Consider the following 20,597-nt stretch of genomic DNA (forward strand, 5'->3'; position numbering starts at 1 on the left):
CACTCACGCCTGGCGGCGTGCCCGGAAGCGCATTATTACAATCAGAGAAGTAACCAACGCCAGGACCAATAGCCCTATAACGACATACGGCAGGGCGGGCGAGCCTCCCGCTTTCGGAAGTACTAGCGCTCGCGCATCAACCACCTTGATCGTCGACCCGCTTACCGCCACCTGCGGGTGGGCCACTGCATCAACAATTTGCACCACACCTGTTGCCGAAAGCGTGAATGCCACCGGCTCCGCCATGAGCGAGTGGTTTGACGGTGCAACCGTCTCTTGCAACCAGTAGGTGCCAGCCTTCAAGCCCGCGAATTCAAACAACCCCACCTGTCCGGCGACCGGGACCATTGTTGATCCTTGCACCTGAACGCCTGGGGTGCCCCCATTATCACTCAGGATTGTGAACTGTGATCCGGGCAGCGCAATTTGGCCACCATTTCCATCACTTCCCATTTTCTGGATGAGGATTCTTCCAGCTGTGGTCGTGGTGGTGGTACAGGTCGGCGCAACAGGCGTGACGTCAGCAGCACACGTTGTGGGCGGAACGTTGCCCGTTCCCGTTACCACGTTCGTCAACGTTGAAGACCAGGCTGCAGAACCAACCGTGACCTTGTAGGTCAACACCGCAGTCTGAGGATCCGTCAACGTAAAGGGTGGCGTCACCAATTTCGCGGGGTGCCCGAGGGGTCAGGCAAGGTAAGCGGCGCCCCTCCAGCGACGGTTAGCTGCGCTGAACCAGGTACAAACGTACCGTTATTGAGCACCATGGAGAGGTCATCAGTTAGCACCGCCTCGGTCACTTGCCCACTCGAAGCGGCCGCTGTCACCGTGTACGTGACCACGTCCCCGGGCTTTACTGTCCCATCGGCCGGGGTGACACCGTTCACCGCCGCGGTCTTTGAGATTGACCAATCGGGTTCCGGCGTACGAGTCACGGTGGGCACCGTCGATGTGTTATTCGACACAACCGGATCAGAATCGACACCAGCCACTGTCGCCGTGTTTGTCACTACTGTCCCCCAGGTCGTGGGTGCTGTGCCAGACAGTTGAATGTTGGCAAAGGAGCTACCTGCATCCAGAATGCTGTCGATCCAATCTGTCTTTGCCGTCCCCGTATTCGCGGTGATATCAGCAATCGTCGCCACAGTCGGGTTAGTCTCACCTGAATAACCGACGGGTACCACCGAACACACAAGGTCCCTCGCAACTAACGCACATCCCTCAGGTGCAGACACCAATACCGGATTCGTCACGTTCGTCGGCACTGCGTCTTTGACAATAAACCCGTGTGAATCAGCCGGTCCCAGATTCGAAACATTCAATGACCAGTCAATAGTTCCACCCGCATCAACCTGCGTCGGAGCCGATTTCACTATCTTCAAATCTGCGGACGCAACGTTGACAGTCGTCGAGACAGCCCCCTCAAAAGAAACGTCTCTGGTCACTGCAGGGTTCGTCTGCTTAACCACGCGGGCTCTCTGTGTGTAGGTGAAGGTGACACTCGATACGAGACCGCTGACAACAACCTTGTTGGCTACCGATTGACCAACGATCGAACAACCTGACGAATTTGCTACGGGATTCCTGGTTGCTTTAGTCCCTGACCAAGTCGAATCGGAATCCATCGCGAGCAACTGCAGTTGTTCAGGTGCAACCGTGACACCATTTACCTCGGTAATCTCGATATCAGGCCACGTGGCAAGACAATAGCTTTCGCCCCCTTCGAGCCACGTTCCAGAGCCGAACCCAACTATAGGGTTGACAATTGGGTGATCAAATTTCACAGTCGCCGTCCCCTCGCCACAGGAAACCGTCTTACCAGCAGCTGGCGTTGGACCCAAACAAGATCTGTCGAAGTTCGCGGAGGTATGATCGCTCACTCCGGTGGCCAATCCCCCGTACATGATGGAAACCACCTCATCGCTGCGAGATTCGAAGCTAACACTGTCACCCAGCCCGGCCATGTTTCCTGGTTGCGCCGCTTGGGCCGAATTAGTGGATGCACCCACCATGCTCCAGGGCGAAACTCTCACATACCCGGTTCCAACAGCAGAATCCGCGACCGCAACTTCGGGGGCGGTAAACCCACCAGCAATCACCAACATAACCAAGAGAATGGATGCCGAAAATCGAACCTTCTTAGCTTGCCAACTTCGAATCTTCAGTGTCGTTGGAAGAACTGCATTCCACTCGAAACGACTCATGCTTCCCCTAAATAATCTGGCTTTATACTTCATTCACTCGTTTTAAAGATAGGTTCGATCCAATTCCGGGGGTTGAGGTGTTGAAGACTGAAGTAAGCACGAATCGGCATTAGAGTAGGCGAACAGGCCTAGGTCGGTAGGCAATCAACTGTAGGCAAGTAGCCAAGTGTATGAGGTCAAGTGACTGGGGCCGGTGGAGATTTGACACAGTTGACAATGCCGGGTGAGGGCCACCCGGCTAACCAAACTGCACCTATTGGTCACCTCTGAAGCGCTCTGGGCGGTCCTATAGATGTCAAGCCGTACCAAGATCGCTTCTGAGGCCGTTGAACACCTCGCGTGCGATGAATCGCTTGAGGCAGCGCAGCACGTCTTTCTTGGAGAGGCCTTCGGTAAGTCGACGCTGCATTTAGTCGATCGTTCGTGCGTCGTACCTGAGCTTCACACCCGCGATCAGGTGGAGTGCGCGATTCGCTTTCCGATCACCGCCTCGGTGGAGCCTCATGCGGTGGCTCTTCCCTGTGGCTCTTCCCTGATGACACCGGCACTGGTGCGACCCCGCAGAGCCTTGCGAACGCCGTCTCGCTGCGGAATCGTACGATGTTCTCATCAGCAGTCACCAACAATTGTGCGGCATGGATCGTTCCGATTCCTACCCGGGATACCAAGGTTGGTGCTGTTGCGTGTACGAGCGTGGCCAGCGCGCTCTCAAGCTCTTTGATCTCCGTGTCGAGGTCAGCGGCCCGGACAGCGAGGGCTCGGAGGGCGAGCTTCACTGCCTGAACGGGATCATTCAGGCGCGCCCGGTCGATGCGGAACTTCCGACAGTGGCGCACCGCTGCCAGCCCACCAGTGGGCGTGTTCTCCCGTACATTGGCAGGTGCGGTGACCAAGATATCTTGCAGTTGCACGATAGCCGCGGTGCGAGCTTTCACCGCAGAATCACGCGCGAGCGAGAGGAACCGTATCGATTCGATGACGCTATCGGTTCGTTTGGGGACGGCCGTTGCAACCCCTGCAAGCACTTTCCGTGCAGCAGCTTCAGCATCGATGGTGTCGTCCTTACCAATTCTCGCCCTGGTATGCGCGTGCGGGGCGTTCACTTCTCGTGCCTCGACGCGGTGACCGGTTAGGAACCTGGCGAGTCCGGCGGCGTAAGAGCCTGTGCAGCCCACACCCACGCGCTCGAGGTGTGTCCGAATGAGCGCAATTATTTCACGAGTTGTTTGCGTCCATGCCGGGTTGTTGGGAAACACTCGGTGTATCACTCGTACCGCGTGTGTGGCGACCCCATTCCCTAAAGGGAGTGAGACCGCCACACCAAGGAGAGGCGACTCGGGGGGAGGGGGAGTCGCCTCCTACGTCATTAACCCGAGGGTCTCAGCTTGGGAAACTTCGACACGGTCGGGGGCCTCTAGCCCATACTTTGCCGTTGATCTGACGCGTTTCCAATCCTGCCATCACTCCTGCTGACAGGGCACCAAATTGCCACAGTGCCGTGGCGATATGGTCAGTTTAGGTAGTGATTGCCCCACCGAGAAGTACCAGCACCACACCAAAAGTGAGTCGGGTCTGCTCCACGTTCAGGTGACAGCTCATAGCTGGCTCTTCACTATGGATCTTGTGGACCGATTGGTCTGACTCTTGGATGGATGTGGCGGTCCCTGCCCAACTGACGCATGATGGTCAGGTGGGCGGGTCTGACTCACGGCTATTCTGACGCCACTGAATGGTGGCTGTCCTACTTGCGACGTGTCGACCGGCTCGGCTCACTGACAAAAGGTGCAGCCCGGCGGGCCGTCATGTCCTGATAGGAGTCTGGCGAGTCCCCGGTAGTGAACTGGCTGACACCCAACCGGGCTGCGCACCCGACAATACGGAAGGGCGCAGTTCCCATGATGAACGACACACAGATCAAAGTCCATGGAGGGATCGATACTCACGCAGACACTCACCACGTCGCAGTAATCGATACGGCAGGCCGACGTCTCACTGATATCCAAGTGCCGACCACGGCGGCCGGCTACCGTGCAGCGGTACAATTTCTGGGCTCGTGGGATGGGCTGGTGAGTGTGGGTATCGAATGCTCCGGCTCATACGGGGCCTCAGTGACACGCGCCATCCGCGATGTGGGCATCGAGGTGGTCGAGGTCAACAAGCCCAACCGGTTCGATCGCAGGCTTCGTGGCAAGACCGATGTCTGTGATGCATATTCAGCCGCCGAGGCGGTGCTTTCTGGTCGCGCTACGGCTGCACCAAAAGGCGGTGACGGCCCGTTGAGTCGCTCCGGGTGCTGCGCACCTCAAGGTCATCAGCGCTGTCGGCAAGGACCGCGACAATCAATCAGATCAAGAGCATACTGGTCTCTGCGTCTGAGCAACTGCGTGCACGTTACCAGGGCTTATCGAACAGCAAACTGATTGCCGCGTTGGCCTCGACACAGCCGACCTCGACTCCAGTGACTGTTGCCGAGGCGACGGCGTACAGCGTCCGTTTGTTGGCCAGGCGTTGGCAAGCCTTGACTGAGCAGATCGAGGACCTGGCCGCGCACATGCAGCGACTGCTCGAAGACCATGCCCCTGCGCTGATGAGCGTGTTCGGTGTCGGGCGCGACACGGCTGCCCAGTTGTTGATCACCGCTGGTGACAACCCCGACAGGCTGCGTTCCGAAGCCGCGTATGCCGCATTGGCCGGTGCCTGCCCGATCCCCGCTTCGTCGGGAAAGACGAACCGTCACCGACTCAACCGAGCTGTTGAGTCGCCTTGACGCGGGCCAATCGTGCGCAGTGTTGTTGGTGTAACACTATGTGCAAGTGTCCCGGCGGGATCCGCGCGGCGAGTCGGGTGAGACAGGCGACCGTTGGGCTTCTTCCCGACGAGTGCCTCCTCACTCACACGACTTGAGACCCTCTTCGGTGTGACGAAAAGACCCACTTGTCGGCGTAGGGGCCCGCTGGTGGAACAGTGAAACGTCAGTCTACGCTTGTCTCTCGAGATGCAACAGTTTTACAGTAACTGTTCAGGGTGTGGGTTCCGGGTTTCCTTGTGTGTCTCGGGGTTTGCGCCGCGTGGGCTGTTAACGTCCGGGTATGACTCTTGATCTCGCGAAGCTCACGCATCGTGAGTTGCGTGACATGGTCCCCAAAGTCTCTCGGGGGGCGAGCAAGAGATCACTGAGCTCGAGCAGGTAGTCGCGGAGCGTACGCGCGAAGAAGCGGTCGCTACGTGAAGCATCGGGGAAGAAACCTGGCGGTCAGCCCGGGCATCCCGGCAGTGGGCTCTCTTTTGTGTCACCAGACGAGGTGACGCAGCATGTTCCGGGTGCGTGTGGTGGGTGCGGTGCTGCTCTTAAGGATGTCACCGGTGAGGTATCGTTTCGGACGCAAGTTACCGATCTTCCTGCTGCGGTGACGGTCATGGTGACTGAGCATCAGGTGATCCAGAAACAGTGCGCGTGTGGGCACGTGTCTGCGGGAGTGCTACCCGCAGGGGTCCCGTGGGTGCAGGCCTCGTATGGGCCAAAGGCGGCGTATCTGCATGCGGTGCAGCATGTCCCGATCGAACGCTGCCAGGAACTGTTCACTGAGTTGTTCGGAGTGAAAGTGTCAACGGGGTTGATTGATAGGGCGGTCACCCGAATCGCTGCCCAGCTCGAGTCGTCGATTGCTCAAGTCAAAGATCACATCATCGGGTGTGATGTCGCACACTTTGATGAGACCCCGGCCCGGGTAAACGGGAAAGACCAGTGGGTGCATGCCGCCACAAGCGAATGTGTCACGCACCTGCATGTAGGTCCTGGACGTGGGAAAGCCGGGATCGATGCCGGCGGTGTGTGGTCACACTATTCGGGGGTCGCGGTGCATGACGAATACGGCCCGTACTTCACGACCGGCATCGCAGCCGGGCACGCGATCTGCAACGCTCACCGCATCAGAGATTTGAACGCTGCTATCTAACGCGGGGATGCGTGGGCGGGAGAGATGAAGCATCTCTTGTACGAGCTGAAAGGCCGTGTTGATCGGGCACACTCGAACAGCAAGACAGTGTTGCCCGCGCGAACGCTGCGATCATTCCAACGAAAGTATGATGCGATCATCACAGCTGGGGAGATCGAGCACCCCTTGAAACTGTGCCCGAGAAAGGGTGGGCGGGCGAAACAAACCGGCCCCCGGAATCTGCTTGTCAGGTTCCGTGACCGGGCAGAAGCAACGCTTTTGTTCGCGCATGATTTTCGGGTGCCATTCACCAATTAACGCTGCGGAGCGCAGTTTTCGGATGTTGAAAGTGAACCAGAAGATCACGGTCGGGCGATGCTCACACCACGGCCTCGAACGGCTTGTCACGATCCGGTCGGTGGTGCAGACAGCGAGGCAGCAGGCACTAAACGTGAAGCAAGTGCTGCTGAACACGCTCACGATCCCGGGTTACGTGATCCCACTCGCGGCTTGCACCACACCCTGAAAAGTTACGTTTTACAGATGCACATCACTTAGGTGATTTCTGAGTGATTGTCGATTCGAAAGATTAAGTTTTCGAAGGATTCGATAGACGTGGCCCTCCACAGTTCGTACGCTTACAACAAGTTGAGTTGCAATTTCTTGGTTCGAAAAGCCGGACGCGACAAAGTGCGCAACCTCTTTTTCGCGATCACTCAGCAAAGCGGCAGACGGGCCAAATCGAGCAACATCAAAGGCACCTCCACCGTGACGCGCCCGAATACTCCCACTAAGGTCTTCAGCAGCTTGACACTGCTTGTCATTTTCGTTCTTGTTTGCAATTTCCTTGGCGGCCTGACTTGCCTTCAAAGCGAGCCCAATGCGACCAGCCGCTTCAAGATCTTTTGCCGAGAGAAGGAGTTCCTCTACGTTTTCAGAACGCAAGGCAAACAGATATCTCAATTGTGCTTGTGGGCCGACAGCTTCTGGGACCTCTTGCAAAATGCGCTTCAGATAGTCCAGTCGCTCATTGTTCGGGTCGAGTTCTGCTGAGACAAGGAACCCCACCAAAGCCGCACCTTTAGCACCTCGGGCCCATAAAGCAGTCGATGAATCCCAAAGCAGTTCTGGAGCGCTTTTGGATTCGCCGTTTACCATGTGGCGCAGTACATGCATCCAAACACGCGATTGACCAAGGAGGGGACCATCTGGCACATTCGTTCGTTCCACCTCTGCAGCAAGGCGCTCACAAGCTGCGACATCTCCTCTGCGAGCAGCCAGCAATGCAGAAACCACATACAATGTGAGTTGAGTGCCAGCAGGGAACGGTGTAGGGTCTCCGACCGCATGCAAGGTCTTTAATAGATGATCCATGTTGGAATAATCCCCCGAATAAATGTGACACAAGGCGGCCGCGACCCCGAAAATTCTGATTCCCTCGAAATCCAAGGCCCCCTTCGCTTCATCGAAGCCTCGAAGAATGTTCTCGAGGGCTTCCCTTTGGTGCCCTTCTCCGAGTAGAGCCAAAGCAAGAAGCACTCGAGCTGTTGGTGTCGGCAAACCTGACCTGGCGAGTTGCCCGAACACCCTTTTGGCCTCTTGGTAACGCGCAGAACTCACCATGATCAGTAACCGTGTCTCCCAGGCGGCACACCTAATCTCAGTTGGAGCGTCGTCTTCAACGTCCAGCCGTTCTTCGAACCCCTCAGGGATACCCTGTGTGGTAACCGCAATTTCAACTTCCGCTACTTCGAGCATCTTTCCGAATACTCCAAGACTACTTGGGTGAATGAGGTGAAGGCTCGAGATGGCTGTAGCAACATCTCGTTTCCCATAGGCAATCCAGCGGGCACGAGATACAGCAAAAATGGCCTTTTCGGCGTCATCGGCAGAGGTTAGATCAGTTTCGGCGAATACTCGATCCACCGTTTCCGAAACGGCGATCGTGTGAGTCTGCACTAGGGTGTTGAAATACCGGATCGCATTCGCTGCTGTAGGCGCAGACTCCCATTCGATGGATGCGACGATTCTCCGAGTACGCAGGTTTTCGTGAAGAAGTCGCACCAGTAGCGCTTCCGGTGAGCGGCCGAGACCTCTCTGGATCGTGCGCTCCGCAAGGATTGCAGATGAGGAAACCGCAGTGCCGAGTCGATCAATAATGAGTTCAGTGAGGCGAATTTGTCGTGCCCCCAGCGGTTCATGTCGGAAGTACTCAACAAGTAGCGGCGGCACAACTGTGACCAACTGTTCAGGATCGCTTGGAATGAATGCAATGAGAGTGAGTTCTTCGAGGAGTTCGAGAGTATCCCAATCAACCAACCTTCGAACGCTACTAATTCCGGCAACACCAACGATGGCTATTATTTCTAATGCGTCACGTGCCGCAGGACTCAAGCCTTCAAGGTACCCCTCGAGGACGGTACGAAGACCAGGACTCCACAGATCGCGTACTGCCACCCATTCCATCCGATCTTCACGAAAGACGAGAGAGCCTTCGCGCGTCGTAGCATCGACCAGGCTCACGGCCAGGCCTATGTTTCCGCCAGACTTTGCAAAAATTCGGCTCATCGTGCTGCCCTCAATTGAGTCTCCAAGGTAGTTCTCAATGGCTTGCTCCATATGATCGAATGTCAGTGGAGACATGTCTATGTCATACGTCGGCTCCATCGTGGCTGCCGCGAGTCCACTGGGTGTGTGGCGGGCACGAAGCCCTTGAAGGCGTGACAGAACCAACGGTACGCCGGTTGTCCGGCGAATAGACTCCGCGATTCCCCATGAGGTTTCATCGAGGTCGTCCCAGTCATCAAGAAACAGCGTTGACTTATCACGGCTAGTGGCCTCTTTGAGCGCTTCTGCTGCCGCATGCAGCGAAGTGCTATTCGGAATGGATGCACCAATTCCTGCAAGGTGTAGCGCTCCCAGGGAGTGTTTCTGGAGTGAAGCAATACCACGTACCTGAATGACGACCCAGCCTTCACTTTCAAGATATTGCCTCAGGGCCAACATGAAAGTGCTTCGTCCACTCCCACGATTACCGACAATGTCAAGGCTAATACCAGCCTGGACGAGTTCAAAAGCTCGGCCTAGCTCAAGTTCTCGTCCGACCAACATTCTCTCTCTCTTCATCGAGAAGCTACGCCTCTTACCCTGACCATAATCCCATTGATCTTGAACACGCAAGGCCTTATTCCGGCTTTCTAGTTACGAGTCTCTTCCGGGCAGAATCGACGCTCCTCATATGAGTCGATGCGCAGAACAATCCGCTGAAGGGACTACTGAAATTTGGTCAATGATGAATGATCCATGGGCGAATGAAGCGAGAATAACCCACTGAACAAACAAATAATTTTGCTATAAATAGCAAAATTTATACTGGTAAATACTACCAACATTCAATCGGTTATGTACTGATAGCTTTTTGTAAATCTCTACCCCCCGAGTAGTAGTGCTTTTAAGGTCCATCGGACCAAACAAAATCTAAAGCTAAAGCTAGTTGACCACCAGATACATCTTGGAAAGATTTTTCGCCTTAGAGTAGTTCCGGGGGAGTCAATAAGTGGCAGAAGATTACTATGCAGTAGAAATGCAGCAGCGTTGGCGTACTTTTGCTGACTCCCTTCTCAGCGTCAAACCGCGATCTGGGTTTCATTGATAACCGAAGTACGCGCTTTCAGCGTGCGAGAGTATTTCTCGCACCAGGTAGCGTTTCACACATCTCAAGGCTTCCATCTCGGAATGCCCTTCGGCGAGTTTCTTGGCCACATAGTCTTGGGGTCTCGGGTCAGTTCGCAGTCGTGCGATCGCGATGATGTTGAGTGCAGAGTTTGCTTGCCGGTCACCACCACGATTGAGTCGGTGGCGATGCGTTTCCCCTGACGACGCCGGTATCGGACTCACCCCGCATGGGCCGCCCCCGTTGTTAGGTCCGTCCAGTATGTGAGTGGGTGTCTTCTAACTGGCGGGTACATGTTCGAGCGCACTCGACCGGCGTAAGATAGCCGAGCGAGGAATGCCGACGCTCATGATTGCATTCACGCTTCCAATCACCGATGACGACCTGAGCGTGGAGCAGTGAATAGAAACTCGTGAGGTTCAGGCAGTCGTCTCGGAGTCTTGAGTTAAACGATTCGACATACCTATTCCGCCACGGCTGACCTGGCGGAATGTAGGACAACCAGACCTTCGTGCCAGCCCAGTCAGCGACCGCATCGGAGATGAACTCCGGACCGTTGTCGCTCCGTAACACCATCGGGGCACCATGCCGGGCAGTGAGTTCTTCAAGATGATCAATCAACCGGTCAGCAGTGATTGACCGTTCGACGAGCCCACCCACACACTCGCGAGTGTGTTCGTCCACGATCGAACAGATCTTGATCGCTTTGCCCCGCTCGCACACATCGAACTGGAAATCGACGGCCCACACCACGCCGGGCGCGACCGCCGCAGGCGCGTTCATGGTTGATGACCCCACACGTTTCCGTCGACGCCTTCTGCGGCACGCGCAGCCCTTCTTCTCGCCACAGGCGTTGGATCTTCTTGTGATTCACAACCCAACCCTCGACACGGGCATCATGGTACGCGCGACGGTACCCCCACCTTGGATGGTTCCTCGCGAATGTGCGCAGCCAGTCACGCAGTGCCCGGTCTGGGTCTGCCAGAGTATCGCCACGGAGCGGTCTCCGCCACACGGAACGGGAATGCCCAGCCAATCGGCATGCCATGCGTTCACTAATCTGTAACGAGCGCATCAGATGTGTGATCGCGGCACGACGTCTACCCGGGCCTAGAAGTTTCCCTCAGCCAGCTCCTTCAGCGCGGCCTTCTCAAGCTCGGCCTCAGCAAGGAGGCGCTTCAGAGTGGCGTTTTGTTTCTCGAGTTCTTTCAACCGTTTTGCATCGTCGGCTTTCATGCCTCCGTACTGGTTCCGCCACCGGTAATAGGTTTGCTCGGTGATCCCAAGTTCACGGCAGACATCAGTGGCAGTATTACCCTCGCCCAGGAGCCGGTCTGCGTGTCCGAGTTTTCTGACGATCTGTTCCGGGGTATGACACTTTCGTTTGTTACTCATGGTGTCATCCATTCTCCCCGCTACAACGAGGGTTCTGGACTCACTTGACAAACGGACCTACAAAACGGGGTCAACCCACCATTCCGAGCACCCCAATTACACCCACAAATACGAAGAGCCGCCAAAGCTCTTCCTCTCGCCAGGTAAGCCTTCAGGCCGGAAACTTGCATCGTTGGGGCTCATTGAGGCTGCCATCGTTGGGATACGATCCGGATCTCATCCTGTCGAATTAATTCAACGCGTCAAACGGTCGGGATCATTTCCGAGTCGCCCTCCTCTCCACATTATTTCCGCTGCGAAAACGCCGTCTCGTACAGCAACACACTCGCCGCGGTCGCGAGGTTCAGCGACTCGGCAGCACCGTAGATCGGCAGTTTGAGTGAGCGATCGGTGAGCGCACGGTCCTCCTCGCTCAGGCCATTCGCTTCGTTCCCAAACACCCAGGCGACAGGACCAGCCAGCACACCCTCAGCCCTGGCATCAAGCAGTTCGGCACCGCGCACGTCTGCCGCAAGTGTCACAAGCCCCGCCTGCCGCGCCGCCAGCGTCGCCTCTTCAAGCGTCGCCGCAACAACAACGGGCAGGTGAAAGAGTGAGCCCGTGGTCGAGCGCACAACCTTAGGGTGAAACGGGTCTATGCTCTCCCCCGCAAACACGACAGCATCGGCACCAGCGGCGTCTGCAGCACGCAGCACCGTACCCGCGTTACCCGGATCCCGAACCTCGTGCAGAATCGCCACGAGCTTCGCACCCTCAAACGCCTCAGAGAGAGGGGTGTCCCAGGTGCGAGCCACCGCGAGCACACCCTGCGGGGTCACGGTCTCAGCCATTGCCGCCAGAACCTCAGGGGTCACCCGCTCAAGCTGCACGCCCGCGTCAGAAGCGAGGCGATCCAGCTCGTGCTGCCACGACTCGGTGCCCATCGTGACGAATACAACCTCTGCGAAACGCGGCCGATAAGCCAACAACTCTCGCACCGCCTGTGGGCCCTCGACCAAAAAGCGCCCGGTCTCGCGCCGTTCCTTCTTGCGAGCGAGTGCCGCCACTCGTCTTACTCGCGGGGACTTCGGATTACTGAGGATCGAATCGTTCACTTGCCAACCCTACCCGACAGGTCCTCAACGCAATAAACCCCCGGGTCGCCGAGGCGAAACCGGGGGTTCATTGAAAGCTCAACTCTTAGGCAGCAGCCTTCGGTGCAGAGGTGTCTGCGGGAAGAGCCTTCTTGGCTACCTCAACGAGTGCGGCGAACGCTGCGGGCTCGTTGGTCGCGAGCTCGGAGAGCATGCGACGGTCAACCTCAACCTCAGCAATGCTGAGACCCTGGATGAAGCGGTTGTAGGTAAGGCCGTTTGCACGGGCACCAGCGTTGATGCGCTGGATCCACAGGCGACGGAAGTCACCCTTCTTCTTGCGACGGTCGTTGTACGAGTAGACGAGCGAGTGAATGACCTGCTCTTTTGCCTTGCGGTACAGGCGTGAACGCTGTCCGCGGTACCCCTCGGCACGCTCGAGGATTACGCGACGCTTCTTGTGGGCATTGACGGCCCGCTTGACTCTTGCCATTTCAGTTTTTCCTTACGAAAAGTCTTGGGTATTGACGGGCCGGATTAGTGACCGAGGAGCTTCATTGCCTGCTTGGCATCGCCCTTGGCGAGAACCTGATCGGCATTGAGGCGACGCTTACGCCTCGAGGACTTGACCTCAAGATTGTGGCGCATGCCAGCCTGCTGCTTCATAAGCTTGCCGGAACCGGTGAGCTTGAAGCGCTTCTTGGCCCCTGAGTGGGTCTTCTGCTTGGGCATCGATTTCTCCTTGTTGTGTGCGCGCCTTGCGGCTGCGTCGTGCGCGGTGCTGCGTGTGCAGCGGCCGCAGTTATTCGCTCGCTTTAGCGGAATCGGCTGCGTCAGCCGACTTATCTGCCTTACGAGTGGCCTTTTCTTCGGCGCGGCGAGCGTTCTGCTCGGCCTTGGCGTCGGACTTGTTCTTGAGCGGGGCGATGACCATCACCATGTTGCGTCCGTCAATGCGAGGGTTCGACTCGACGATGCCATACTCGGCGATATCTTCGGCGAACTGCTGCAGCAGACGGACACCCTGCTCGGGGCGCGACTGCTCGCGTCCACGGAACAGGATCATGGCCTTGACCTTGTCACCCTGAGCCAGGAAGCCAACAGCACGCTTCGTTTTGGTCTCATAGTCGTGCTTGTCGATCTTCAGACGGAAACGCACCTCTTTGAGGATGGTGTTCGCCTGGTTACGACGAGCTTCTTTTGCTTTCTGGGCAGCCTCATACTTGAACTTACCGAAGTCCATGATCTTCGCCACGGGAGGCTTCGAGTTCGGGGCAACCTCTACGAGATCAAGATCCGCATCAGCCGCAAGGCGCAGCGCAGTCTCGATGGGCACCACGCCAACCTGCTCGCCGCTGGCTCCAACCAGACGTACTTCGCTAACGCGGATTTTGTCATTCGTACGGGGATCGCTGATCGCCTGCTCCTCTGATCTCAAGTGTGGGCCGCTCCCTGGGGAACGGCGGACGGAGATCGGGACCACACAGGTGCAGTCCACACCCTTTAGCTGTCGCGTGAGCGACGGGGTGACAACTACCCGGTAACCTTAGAGGCGGTGCCGGGTGGGAGAATCTCCTCTTCCGCATCTCGCCAAATTGACGAGAACCTCATAAACCTTACCACAAGTGATTCACCAGAGACAGGACAGCATGAGCGACAACATCTCCACCCCCGTTTCCGAGACAGTCGGATCCCCGAGGTTGACGCCGCACAAGCAACACGAGACATCGCCGACGTTGCCGCGGTTGAGGTCATCACCACGGCAGCGGTGCACCTGCTGAGTGCGGCCGCCGTGAAGGTAGGACTGGCCGATGACCCCGACTCACAGACCGACCTTGATGAAGCTCGTAAGCTCATTACTGCGCTCGCCGGGTTGATCACCGCCGCTGCCCCCGACATCAGCGACATGCACGCCCGCAGCCTGCGCGACGGCCTGCGCTCCGTGCAGCTCGCGTTCCGCGAGGCGTCGCCAATCCCCGACGCTATCGGTCAGGGACCCGGCGAGAAGTTCACGGGACCCGTGAACTAGGTTCCGTTTCTCCACCAATGACAGAGTCCCTCGCACCAGCGCAGGCTGAAGACCCGCAGAGCTCGCAACTACGGGCAGGCCTCGCCGACTCACTCGGGGTCGGGATCGGCATCTTCCCACTCGGGTTTGCGTTGGGGGTGCTTGTCATTCAGTCCGGGCTACCGTGGTGGCTCGCGCCCGCGCTTTCGATTGGGATCTTCGCCGGTTCGGTTGAACTACTAATGGTAAGCATGCTCGCTGCGGCGACGCCGATCCTCACCATCGCGGTCACCGTGCTTGCAGTCAATTTTCGCCACGTGTTTTACGCGCTGTCGTTTCCGATCCAGCGGGTGCGGCGGGGGTTGCCGCGTGCCTACTCCGTGTACGCGCTGATCGACGAGGCCTACGCGACCTACGTGTTGATGGCACCTGAAAGACTCAGTTCACGCCGCATCGTCACTGGCCAGTTGGCGATGCAGGCCTACTGGGTGTCTGGCGGTCTCGTTGGGGTGTTAGTGGCCCGGACACTTCCCGAGCCAATCGAGGGCTTTGAGTTTGCCCTCGTTGCGCTGTTCGTTGTAATGACACTCGATGCGATCCGGGGGCGGCGCGAGATCCCCTCGGCAGTGCTGGCCGGGCTCTCGATTGGTGTCGCGATCCTGATCGTTCCAGATCAGGCGTTGTTGGCAGCTCTCGCTGTATATGCAGTGTTGCTCACCCTGCGATTTGCCACGGGACGTCACCTGCACAGCGATGAGAGTTCGGGCAAGGTGACCAATGGCTGACCCCGTTTACCTCATCATTGCGGTAGTGATCTCCGGTCTCATCACGTTGGCCCTTCGTACGCTGCCGTTCGCGATTCTGAAGCCGCTGCGAAAATCTCTCTTCGTGAAAGCTCTCGGCCGCTGGATGCCAGCCGGGATCCTGCTCATTCTCGCGGTGGTGGTGCTACGCGGCGAGATCCTGAGCCGCCCGGGAAACCTGTGGGCGATTGCCGCGGCGACAGCGGTCACGATTCTTGTGCACCTGCTCGCAAAGCGCCGCGCTCTGCTGAGCATCTCCGCGGGTACCGCCTGCTATGTGCTGCTGCTCAACGTGTTTTGAGCCACGGACACCTCAGCGAATCTCTACCGTTCACTGAAGCAAAATCTAGCTCGTTTCGCTCCCAGACGATCCCGTCGAGATCTCACTTTTGCAGGTTTTTTCCGCGAAGAAACCTGCATTTTGCACTCTCGCAAGAAATATGGGTCGAGTCGCCTCAACCCGAGGCACAGCCATGAGGTCTGCAGTCGCAAAATCTCTTCGGAGAGCTGCCCTCGAAGATCGTCGTGTTCAGTAGTCAGTCTCAATGCAGAATCACTCCAGTTCTCAGCCGGGTACAACCAGACCGGCTTCCCCACCAGCTCTGGTGGCTCCCAGTCGTATCTCGGCCACACATGAGTGTGCAGAAAAGCGTCAGTGTTTCCCAAAATCTCTATAGATTACGCGACGAATGCCTTCGTGCAACCGAGTGCTTTTGTCAGAGCAAGCGCATACCCCGGCAGCCACTGCACGTCACCTATCACAGCGAAAGCGGCGTCTAGCTCCACAAGCACCGTTGGATTTCGACCTTCCAAAGCGGATTGAACCCGGTCTGATCGCCAGTCGTCCATTTAGAGCTTTCTCTCAGCCCACGGCGCGGGGCACGATCCTCATCGAGTCGACACGGTTCGCGATGACCTCGCTCGCGGCAAGGCGCTGTTGCAGGGACTCAAGCAACTCTCCGAGAGCCTCGCGATCCAGACCCGGCGCGAGCAGCAAATGCACCTCGACCTCGGGCGCGAGCAGTCGCCCCTCAGGGTCACCCGGCATAAGCGCAATCGCTTCAATCCGCAAGTCTCCGCCGAGAGCCTCTGTGAATGCGCCTCGTACTTCAGCGTCAGCCCAAGCGGGCAGAGCGGGGTCACCCAGCGCCACTCCCCGGAGCGCCGTGCGGCGCACTCCGCACTCCAAGTCGGGTGATCCGGCATCGATCACCACAAGATCCGTTTCTTCCTGCGCTGCCGCGACCACAAGCTGCGGCCCGGGCACCGGGATCGGCCTGGCATCAGCGTTCCAACGATGCATTGCCTCGACCGAGCTAAAGGCCGGCATCACGCTGCGCCCGTCGGGCCCAGCCACAGTCACGATCGAAAGCTCTTGCGTTTTCTCGACGGTGCGCCCCTCGGGAGTCACTCCAATGTCTCCCGCCTCCGTCAGCAGCGGAACCAAGAAGCGCGAGGTTGAGATCGCGCGCAGCACTTCTTGCTGTCGATCGGCAAGCACCTCGAGGGCGGCACCCTGACCGCCGGGGCAGCGGCACGAAAGTCAGCCGCAGCAGAACGCAGCGAGGCGACTGCTGAGCTCAGAGCCTCCGGGGTAAGCCCGTCGTCATCAGCAAACGCCGTCTCGTGGTGGTCAAACGTGCGGCCTGCCCACGGGTACCCACCTGAGTCGACCTCACCGCCGGGTACCAGGCTGTCAGGGACCCCAGTCGACCGAGGCACATCACCCGTCGAGGGCAGCCGCTTAATCGCCACGGCGTTACCTGCCAGCGATGTCGAGCGCCGCGGGCAGCGTAAATGCCCCGTCGTAGAGCGCCTTTCCCACAATCGCACCTTCAACACCGAGCGGCACGATCTCACGCAGTGCGACAAGGTCGTCCAGGCTCGATACGCCGCCCGAGGCGACAACGGGACGGTCGGTGCGGGCACATACCTGCTTCAGCAGCTCAATGTTCGGACCACGCAGCGTGCCATCTTTGGTGACGTCGGTGACCACGTAGCGCGGGCAGCCCGCGTCTTCAAGGCGCTCAAGCACGTCCCAGAGGTTGCCACCCTCTTCCGTCCAGCCGCGCGCGGCCAGCGTCTCGCCGCGCACATCAAGCCCAACCGCGATCTGGTCACCGAAACGAGCAATCGCGGCACGAGTCCACTCGGGTTTCTCAAGCGCGGCAGTGCCGAGGTTCACTCGGCGAGCACCCATCTCGAGTGCTGCCTCAAGGCTGGCATCGTCGCGGATCCCACCAGAAAACTCAATATTGACGTGGCCAAACTTCTTCACGATCTTGTGCGCGACCGCGACATTGCTGCCCCGCCCAAACGCAGCATCGAGATCGACCAGGTGGATCCACTCGGCGCCCTGCTCAACCCAGTCTGCGGCGGCATCCACCGGGGTGCCATAGTGAGTCTCAGTGCCGGCCTCGCCCTGCGTGAGGCGAACGGCGGAGCCGTCGACCATGTCAATGGCGGGAAGCAACTGCAGCTTGGGGCCCTCGGTGAGCTCGCTCATGACTGGGTCTCCTTCGAGATAACGGGTTGAAGTGTCTTCTGGCAAAACAGGGTTCAGGATCGCTACAGCGTCGCGATCCAATTTCGCAGCAGTTGGATTCCGGCTTCCCCAGATTTCTCCGGGTGAAACTGAGTCGCCGAGAGCGGTCCATTTTCGACAGCGGCCACAAAGGGCTCACCGTGCTCGCTCCAGGTCACTCGCGGGCGAGTCGCCTCGTTGCGGCCTTCCAGCGACCAATCGGTTGCACCATTGCTGTGCACGAAATAGAACCGTTCATCGGCGATTCCGGCGAACAGGGCTGAGTCTTCGGGTGCACACACAGTATTCCAGCCCATGTGCGGGAGAACGGGAGATTTGAGTTCGCGCACGGTTCCGGGCCACTGCCCGAGCCCCTCTGTTTCGATGCCGCGCTCGATGCCACGCTCAAAGAGCACCTGCAGGCCAACGCAAATGCCGAGAACAGCGCGACCGCCTGCGAGCCTCTTATCGATCAGTTCATCACCTCGAACAGCCTGCAGTTGCTGCATGACCGCGTCAAAGGCACCAACACCCGGCACCAACAAACCATCGGCGCTCGCGACCGCTGCGGGGTCCCGGGACAGCTCAACGTCAGCGCCAGCGCGCGCCAGCGCTTTGACCGCCGAGTGCAGGTTGCCCGAGCCGTAGTCGAGCACCACCACCCGCGCGCGGGATACGCTCACAGGGCACCCTTGGTCGAGGGTACGCCCGTAACGAGTGGATCAAGTGCCTTCGCCTGACGGAAGGCGCGGGCAAACGCTTTAAACTCCGCCTCGGCAATGTGGTGCGGATCCCGACCCTCGACGAGTCGCAGGTGCACGGTGAGCCGGGCGTTTAGCGTGAGGGCTTCAAAGAAGTGACGCACCATCGAGCCAGTAAAGTGACCACCAATCAGGTGGTATTCAAAGCCCTCGGGCTCACCGGAGTGCACCAGATAGGGGCGCCCCGAAATATCAACAACGGCCTGGGCGAGCGCCTCGTCCAATGGAACGAATGCGTCACCATAACGCGAGATACCGCGCTTGTCTCCCAAAGCCTCAAGAAGAGCCTGTCCGAGCAGGATCCCCGTGTCTTCCACGGTATGGTGCACGTCAATGTGAGTGTCACCCTGGGCCCGCACCGTGAGGTCGGTGAGCGAGTGGCGGGCAAACGCCGTCAGCATGTGATCGAAGAACGGCACGCCGGTCTGAATCTCAGACTTCCCCGTGCCATCAAGATCGAGAGTCAAACTGATCTGCGATTCGCTCGTTGAACGCTCAAGCGAGACGGTACGTGTAGCTGCGGTCATGCGCACCATTCTATCCGGCTCTGTGGCTCATATTTTCCGCCCCGGGTTGGGCATCTGCGGCGCGAACCGCGCGTACACGGCGCTGAGTAATAGCGACCACCGCCCACACGGCGGCAAGCGCAAGGAAAATGAGGACAGGGATCCAGTCCGGCACGCCGGCAGTTCCACGCATCACCGCGGCTTCGAGTCTTGCCTGGTCCGTTGCTCCAAGCACCCCGGAAACCGAGGAGGTTCCCTGCGTGAGCAGCAGAATCGCCCCAACCGCGACAGTGAGGGCACCGCCGACAACGTTCGTCCAAGCGTTGCGCCAGCGTCCAATGCGTAGCTCCCTGGGCCGCAAGAGCCGCTTCACCCCCGGCACACGGTTCCAGACGAGCGCGAGCAGCAGCAACGGCAGCGTCATGCCCGCTGCAAACACCAACAGAACGAGTCCACCGAAAAGCGCATTGCCCCCAAAGGCCGCGAACGTCAGTGCAGCACCCAGCAGCGGACCAGCACACACACCCGCAAGCCCATAGACCGTTCCGAGGGCAAACACCGAGGCGATTGATGCACTTTCGGCGCCTCGCTGCTTGACAAGGCCCGGAACACGTAGCCCGAGCAACAACACCAGCCCAAACAGCATCACCAGAACCGAAGCCACCGTAACCAATGCAAAGCGGTGTTGGTTCACCCATGCACCGAGCGAACCCGCGAGCAGACCCAGCGGAACAAGAGCAGTGGCGAGCCCCAGAAAAAAGACTCCCGTGCGCGCGAGCAACACCCCCGGACTGGTGAAAGCGTATGCGAAGAAGGCGGGCAGCAGCATCACAGAGCAGGGGCTGAGCAGCGTCAATACACCGCCCAGAAATGCACCAAGCAGACTCAGGCTCACTGCGCCTCGGCAGACGCCTGCTTCAAAAACTTACGAAACTCCTCGATCGGCTGAGCGCCCGCGATTGCTTGCCCGTTCGAGGCAAACATGGGAACACTCGAGACGCCGTACTGTTGGGCCTTCGCCGTACTCTCATTGACCGCCTGTTTCAAATCCTCGCGGTCCATGTCCTTGGTGAACTTGGCGATGTCGGGCACACCCGCGGTTTTGGCGAATTCGATGAGTTGCGCCGGCGGTAAGTCAGGGTGTCCTGATTCTGGGCCGCGTCGTACACGGCCTTGACGAACTGGAAATAGCACCCCTGCTCCCCTGCGGCACGGGCTGCCACTGCCGCTCGCACCGATTCTTCTCCAAAGAAGGCGACATCATGCATTTCAATGCGAACCTTGCCGGTGTCAACAAACTCGGTGACGATCTGATCGAAGGTATCCCGAGAGTAGACAGCGCAGAAGGGGCAGCGGAAGTCGACCCACTCACTCATCACAACGGGCGCATCAATATCACCAATCGCCATCGGGTCGTTCTCTACGCGACGCTCAAGGCCAACGGTTGCCGCAGAGTCTGTGTCGTTCTCGACACTTGCGCTATCGTCGCCGCTTTCAGCGGTGTTCGAAGTGTTCCCAGCGTTGTCGCTGTTGCCCTGCCCCAGTTGCACAAACCCGAACATAAGTGCGGCCACCGCAGCTACGCCCAATACGACGTTCAGGATGCGGAAACGCCGTAACGACCGCTCAAGTTCATGGCGTGACAAAGCTTCTGGGGGTAAAGACATACCCTCAAGGGTAACGGCTCAGTTACAGGACCGCACCTTATGGGCAAC

At 58.4% G+C, this 20,597-nt stretch carries 21 protein-coding genes and 3 pseudogenes; 6 read left to right on the top strand and 18 right to left on the bottom strand.

Translation table 11 applies throughout. The annotated features are described in order from the left end of the window. Positions 1-3: 3 nt before the first annotated feature. From G7066_RS09585 to G7066_RS09595, 3 genes are all read right to left on the bottom strand, one after another. A complete protein-coding gene (locus tag G7066_RS09585; protein WP_244303393.1) occupies positions 4-663 on the bottom strand; it encodes a SpaA isopeptide-forming pilin-related protein in 660 nt (219 codons plus the stop codon). Continuing rightward, positions 660-1,469 carry a DUF11 domain-containing protein gene (locus tag G7066_RS09590; protein ID WP_166330720.1) on the bottom strand — a complete coding sequence of 270 codons (810 nt, stop codon included), beginning with the start codon at positions 1,467-1,469 and terminating at the stop codon, positions 660-662. The genes G7066_RS09585 and G7066_RS09590 overlap by 4 nt, the downstream gene beginning before the upstream one ends. Before the next feature lie 1,217 nt (positions 1,470-2,686). Continuing rightward, positions 2,687-3,523, bottom strand: a complete 837-nt coding sequence (locus G7066_RS09595) for a transposase (protein ID WP_341873786.1) — start codon at positions 3,521-3,523, stop codon at positions 2,687-2,689. A 576-nt stretch (positions 3,524-4,099) separates the two neighbouring features. Between G7066_RS09595 and G7066_RS18105 the strand changes: the two are divergent. From G7066_RS18105 to G7066_RS09610, 3 genes and pseudogenes are all read left to right on the top strand, one after another. Continuing rightward, positions 4,100-4,956: pseudogene (locus tag G7066_RS18105) on the top strand (IS110 family RNA-guided transposase); the annotation flags it as partial. A gap of 535 nt (positions 4,957-5,491) precedes the next feature. Continuing rightward, on the top strand, positions 5,492-6,160 hold the full coding sequence (locus G7066_RS09605) for an IS66 family transposase (protein ID WP_166330722.1): 669 nt from the start codon (positions 5,492-5,494) through the stop codon (positions 6,158-6,160). 328 nt (positions 6,161-6,488) lie between these two features. Then, positions 6,489-6,665, top strand: coding sequence for a hypothetical protein (locus G7066_RS09610; RefSeq protein WP_166330724.1), 177 nt, complete (start codon positions 6,489-6,491; stop codon positions 6,663-6,665). Between the two features lie 11 nt (positions 6,666-6,676). Here the strand turns inward: G7066_RS09610 and G7066_RS09615 are convergent, their stop codons facing one another. The 7 genes and pseudogenes from G7066_RS09615 to infC all read right to left on the bottom strand — a co-directional run bounded on the left by G7066_RS09615 (position 6,677) and on the right by infC (position 13,697). Then, positions 6,677-9,319, bottom strand: a complete 2,643-nt coding sequence (locus G7066_RS09615; RefSeq protein WP_166330726.1) for a helix-turn-helix transcriptional regulator — start codon at positions 9,317-9,319, stop codon at positions 6,677-6,679. 446 nt (positions 9,320-9,765) lie between these two features. Beyond that, positions 9,766-10,042 (bottom strand): annotated as a pseudogene (locus tag G7066_RS09620) (transposase); the annotation flags it as partial. Positions 10,043-10,058: 16 nt separating this feature from the next. Next, positions 10,059-11,207: pseudogene (locus G7066_RS09625) on the bottom strand (IS3 family transposase). A 284-nt stretch (positions 11,208-11,491) separates the two neighbouring features. Further along, the gene (locus G7066_RS09630) at positions 11,492-12,301 is read right to left on the bottom strand and encodes a TrmH family RNA methyltransferase (RefSeq protein WP_244302892.1); all 810 of its coding nucleotides are present in this window, start codon (positions 12,299-12,301) and stop codon (positions 11,492-11,494) included. An 85-nt stretch (positions 12,302-12,386) separates the two neighbouring features. Next, positions 12,387-12,773 carry a 50S ribosomal protein L20 gene (rplT, locus tag G7066_RS09635; RefSeq protein WP_166289069.1) on the bottom strand — a complete coding sequence of 129 codons (387 nt, stop codon included), beginning with the start codon at positions 12,771-12,773 and terminating at the stop codon, positions 12,387-12,389. A gap of 44 nt (positions 12,774-12,817) precedes the next feature. Next, entirely contained in the window at positions 12,818-13,012 is a 195-nt protein-coding gene (rpmI, locus tag G7066_RS09640; protein WP_166330728.1) for a 50S ribosomal protein L35, read from the bottom strand. Positions 13,013-13,082: 70 nt separating this feature from the next. After that, entirely contained in the window at positions 13,083-13,697 is a 615-nt protein-coding gene (gene infC / locus G7066_RS09645) for a translation initiation factor IF-3 (RefSeq protein WP_166332009.1), read from the bottom strand. A gap of 273 nt (positions 13,698-13,970) precedes the next feature. On the opposite strand from infC, the gene G7066_RS09650 reads away from it, so the two are divergent. Genes G7066_RS09650 through G7066_RS09660 form a run of 3 tightly spaced genes read left to right on the top strand, consistent with a single transcriptional unit; the run spans position 13,971 to position 15,392 of the window. After that, the gene (locus tag G7066_RS09650; protein ID WP_166332010.1) at positions 13,971-14,309 is read left to right on the top strand and encodes a DUF1844 domain-containing protein; all 339 of its coding nucleotides are present in this window, start codon (positions 13,971-13,973) and stop codon (positions 14,307-14,309) included. Between the two features lie 17 nt (positions 14,310-14,326). Further along, positions 14,327-15,073, top strand: a complete 747-nt coding sequence (locus G7066_RS09655; RefSeq protein ID WP_166330730.1) for an AzlC family ABC transporter permease — start codon at positions 14,327-14,329, stop codon at positions 15,071-15,073. After that, on the top strand, positions 15,066-15,392 hold the full coding sequence (locus G7066_RS09660; RefSeq protein WP_166330732.1) for a branched-chain amino acid transporter permease: 327 nt from the start codon (positions 15,066-15,068) through the stop codon (positions 15,390-15,392). The genes G7066_RS09655 and G7066_RS09660 overlap by 8 nt, the downstream gene beginning before the upstream one ends. 561 nt (positions 15,393-15,953) lie before the next feature. On the opposite strand, the gene G7066_RS09670 is transcribed toward G7066_RS09660, so the two are convergent. The 8 genes from G7066_RS09670 to G7066_RS17030 all read right to left on the bottom strand — a co-directional run bounded on the left by G7066_RS09670 (position 15,954) and on the right by G7066_RS17030 (position 20,549). Next, positions 15,954-16,592, bottom strand: a complete 639-nt coding sequence (locus G7066_RS09670) for an SseB family protein (RefSeq protein WP_244302893.1) — start codon at positions 16,590-16,592, stop codon at positions 15,954-15,956. Continuing rightward, on the bottom strand, positions 16,523-16,846 hold the full coding sequence (locus G7066_RS16195) for a hypothetical protein (protein ID WP_244302894.1): 324 nt from the start codon (positions 16,844-16,846) through the stop codon (positions 16,523-16,525). The genes G7066_RS09670 and G7066_RS16195 overlap by 70 nt, the downstream gene beginning before the upstream one ends. 4 nt (positions 16,847-16,850) lie before the next feature. Beyond that, positions 16,851-17,597: a bifunctional 1-(5-phosphoribosyl)-5-((5-phosphoribosylamino)methylideneamino)imidazole-4-carboxamide isomerase/phosphoribosylanthranilate isomerase PriA gene (priA, locus tag G7066_RS09675; RefSeq protein ID WP_166330734.1), complete on the bottom strand. Its 747-nt coding sequence runs from the start codon at positions 17,595-17,597 to the stop codon at positions 16,851-16,853. Between the two features lie 62 nt (positions 17,598-17,659). Next, on the bottom strand, positions 17,660-18,298 hold the full coding sequence (gene hisH, locus G7066_RS09680; protein WP_166330736.1) for an imidazole glycerol phosphate synthase subunit HisH: 639 nt from the start codon (positions 18,296-18,298) through the stop codon (positions 17,660-17,662). Then, positions 18,295-18,903, bottom strand: a complete 609-nt coding sequence (gene hisB / locus G7066_RS09685) for an imidazoleglycerol-phosphate dehydratase HisB (protein WP_166330738.1) — start codon at positions 18,901-18,903, stop codon at positions 18,295-18,297. Before hisB ends, hisH begins: the two co-directional genes overlap by 4 nt. Positions 18,904-18,913: 10 nt before the next feature. Beyond that, positions 18,914-19,777, bottom strand: a complete 864-nt coding sequence (locus tag G7066_RS09690) for a cytochrome c biogenesis CcdA family protein (RefSeq protein ID WP_166330740.1) — start codon at positions 19,775-19,777, stop codon at positions 18,914-18,916. Then, positions 19,774-19,974 carry a DsbA family protein gene (locus G7066_RS17025; protein WP_280116152.1) on the bottom strand — a complete coding sequence of 67 codons (201 nt, stop codon included), beginning with the start codon at positions 19,972-19,974 and terminating at the stop codon, positions 19,774-19,776. Before G7066_RS17025 ends, G7066_RS09690 begins: the two co-directional genes overlap by 4 nt. Beyond that, positions 19,926-20,549: a thioredoxin domain-containing protein gene (locus tag G7066_RS17030; protein WP_280116153.1), complete on the bottom strand. Its 624-nt coding sequence runs from the start codon at positions 20,547-20,549 to the stop codon at positions 19,926-19,928. The genes G7066_RS17025 and G7066_RS17030 overlap by 49 nt, the downstream gene beginning before the upstream one ends. Between the last annotated feature and the right edge of the window lie 48 nt (positions 20,550-20,597).

This window comes from Leucobacter coleopterorum, from assembly GCF_011382985.1.
GTDB classification, from domain to species: domain Bacteria; phylum Actinomycetota; class Actinomycetes; order Actinomycetales; family Microbacteriaceae; genus Leucobacter; species Leucobacter coleopterorum.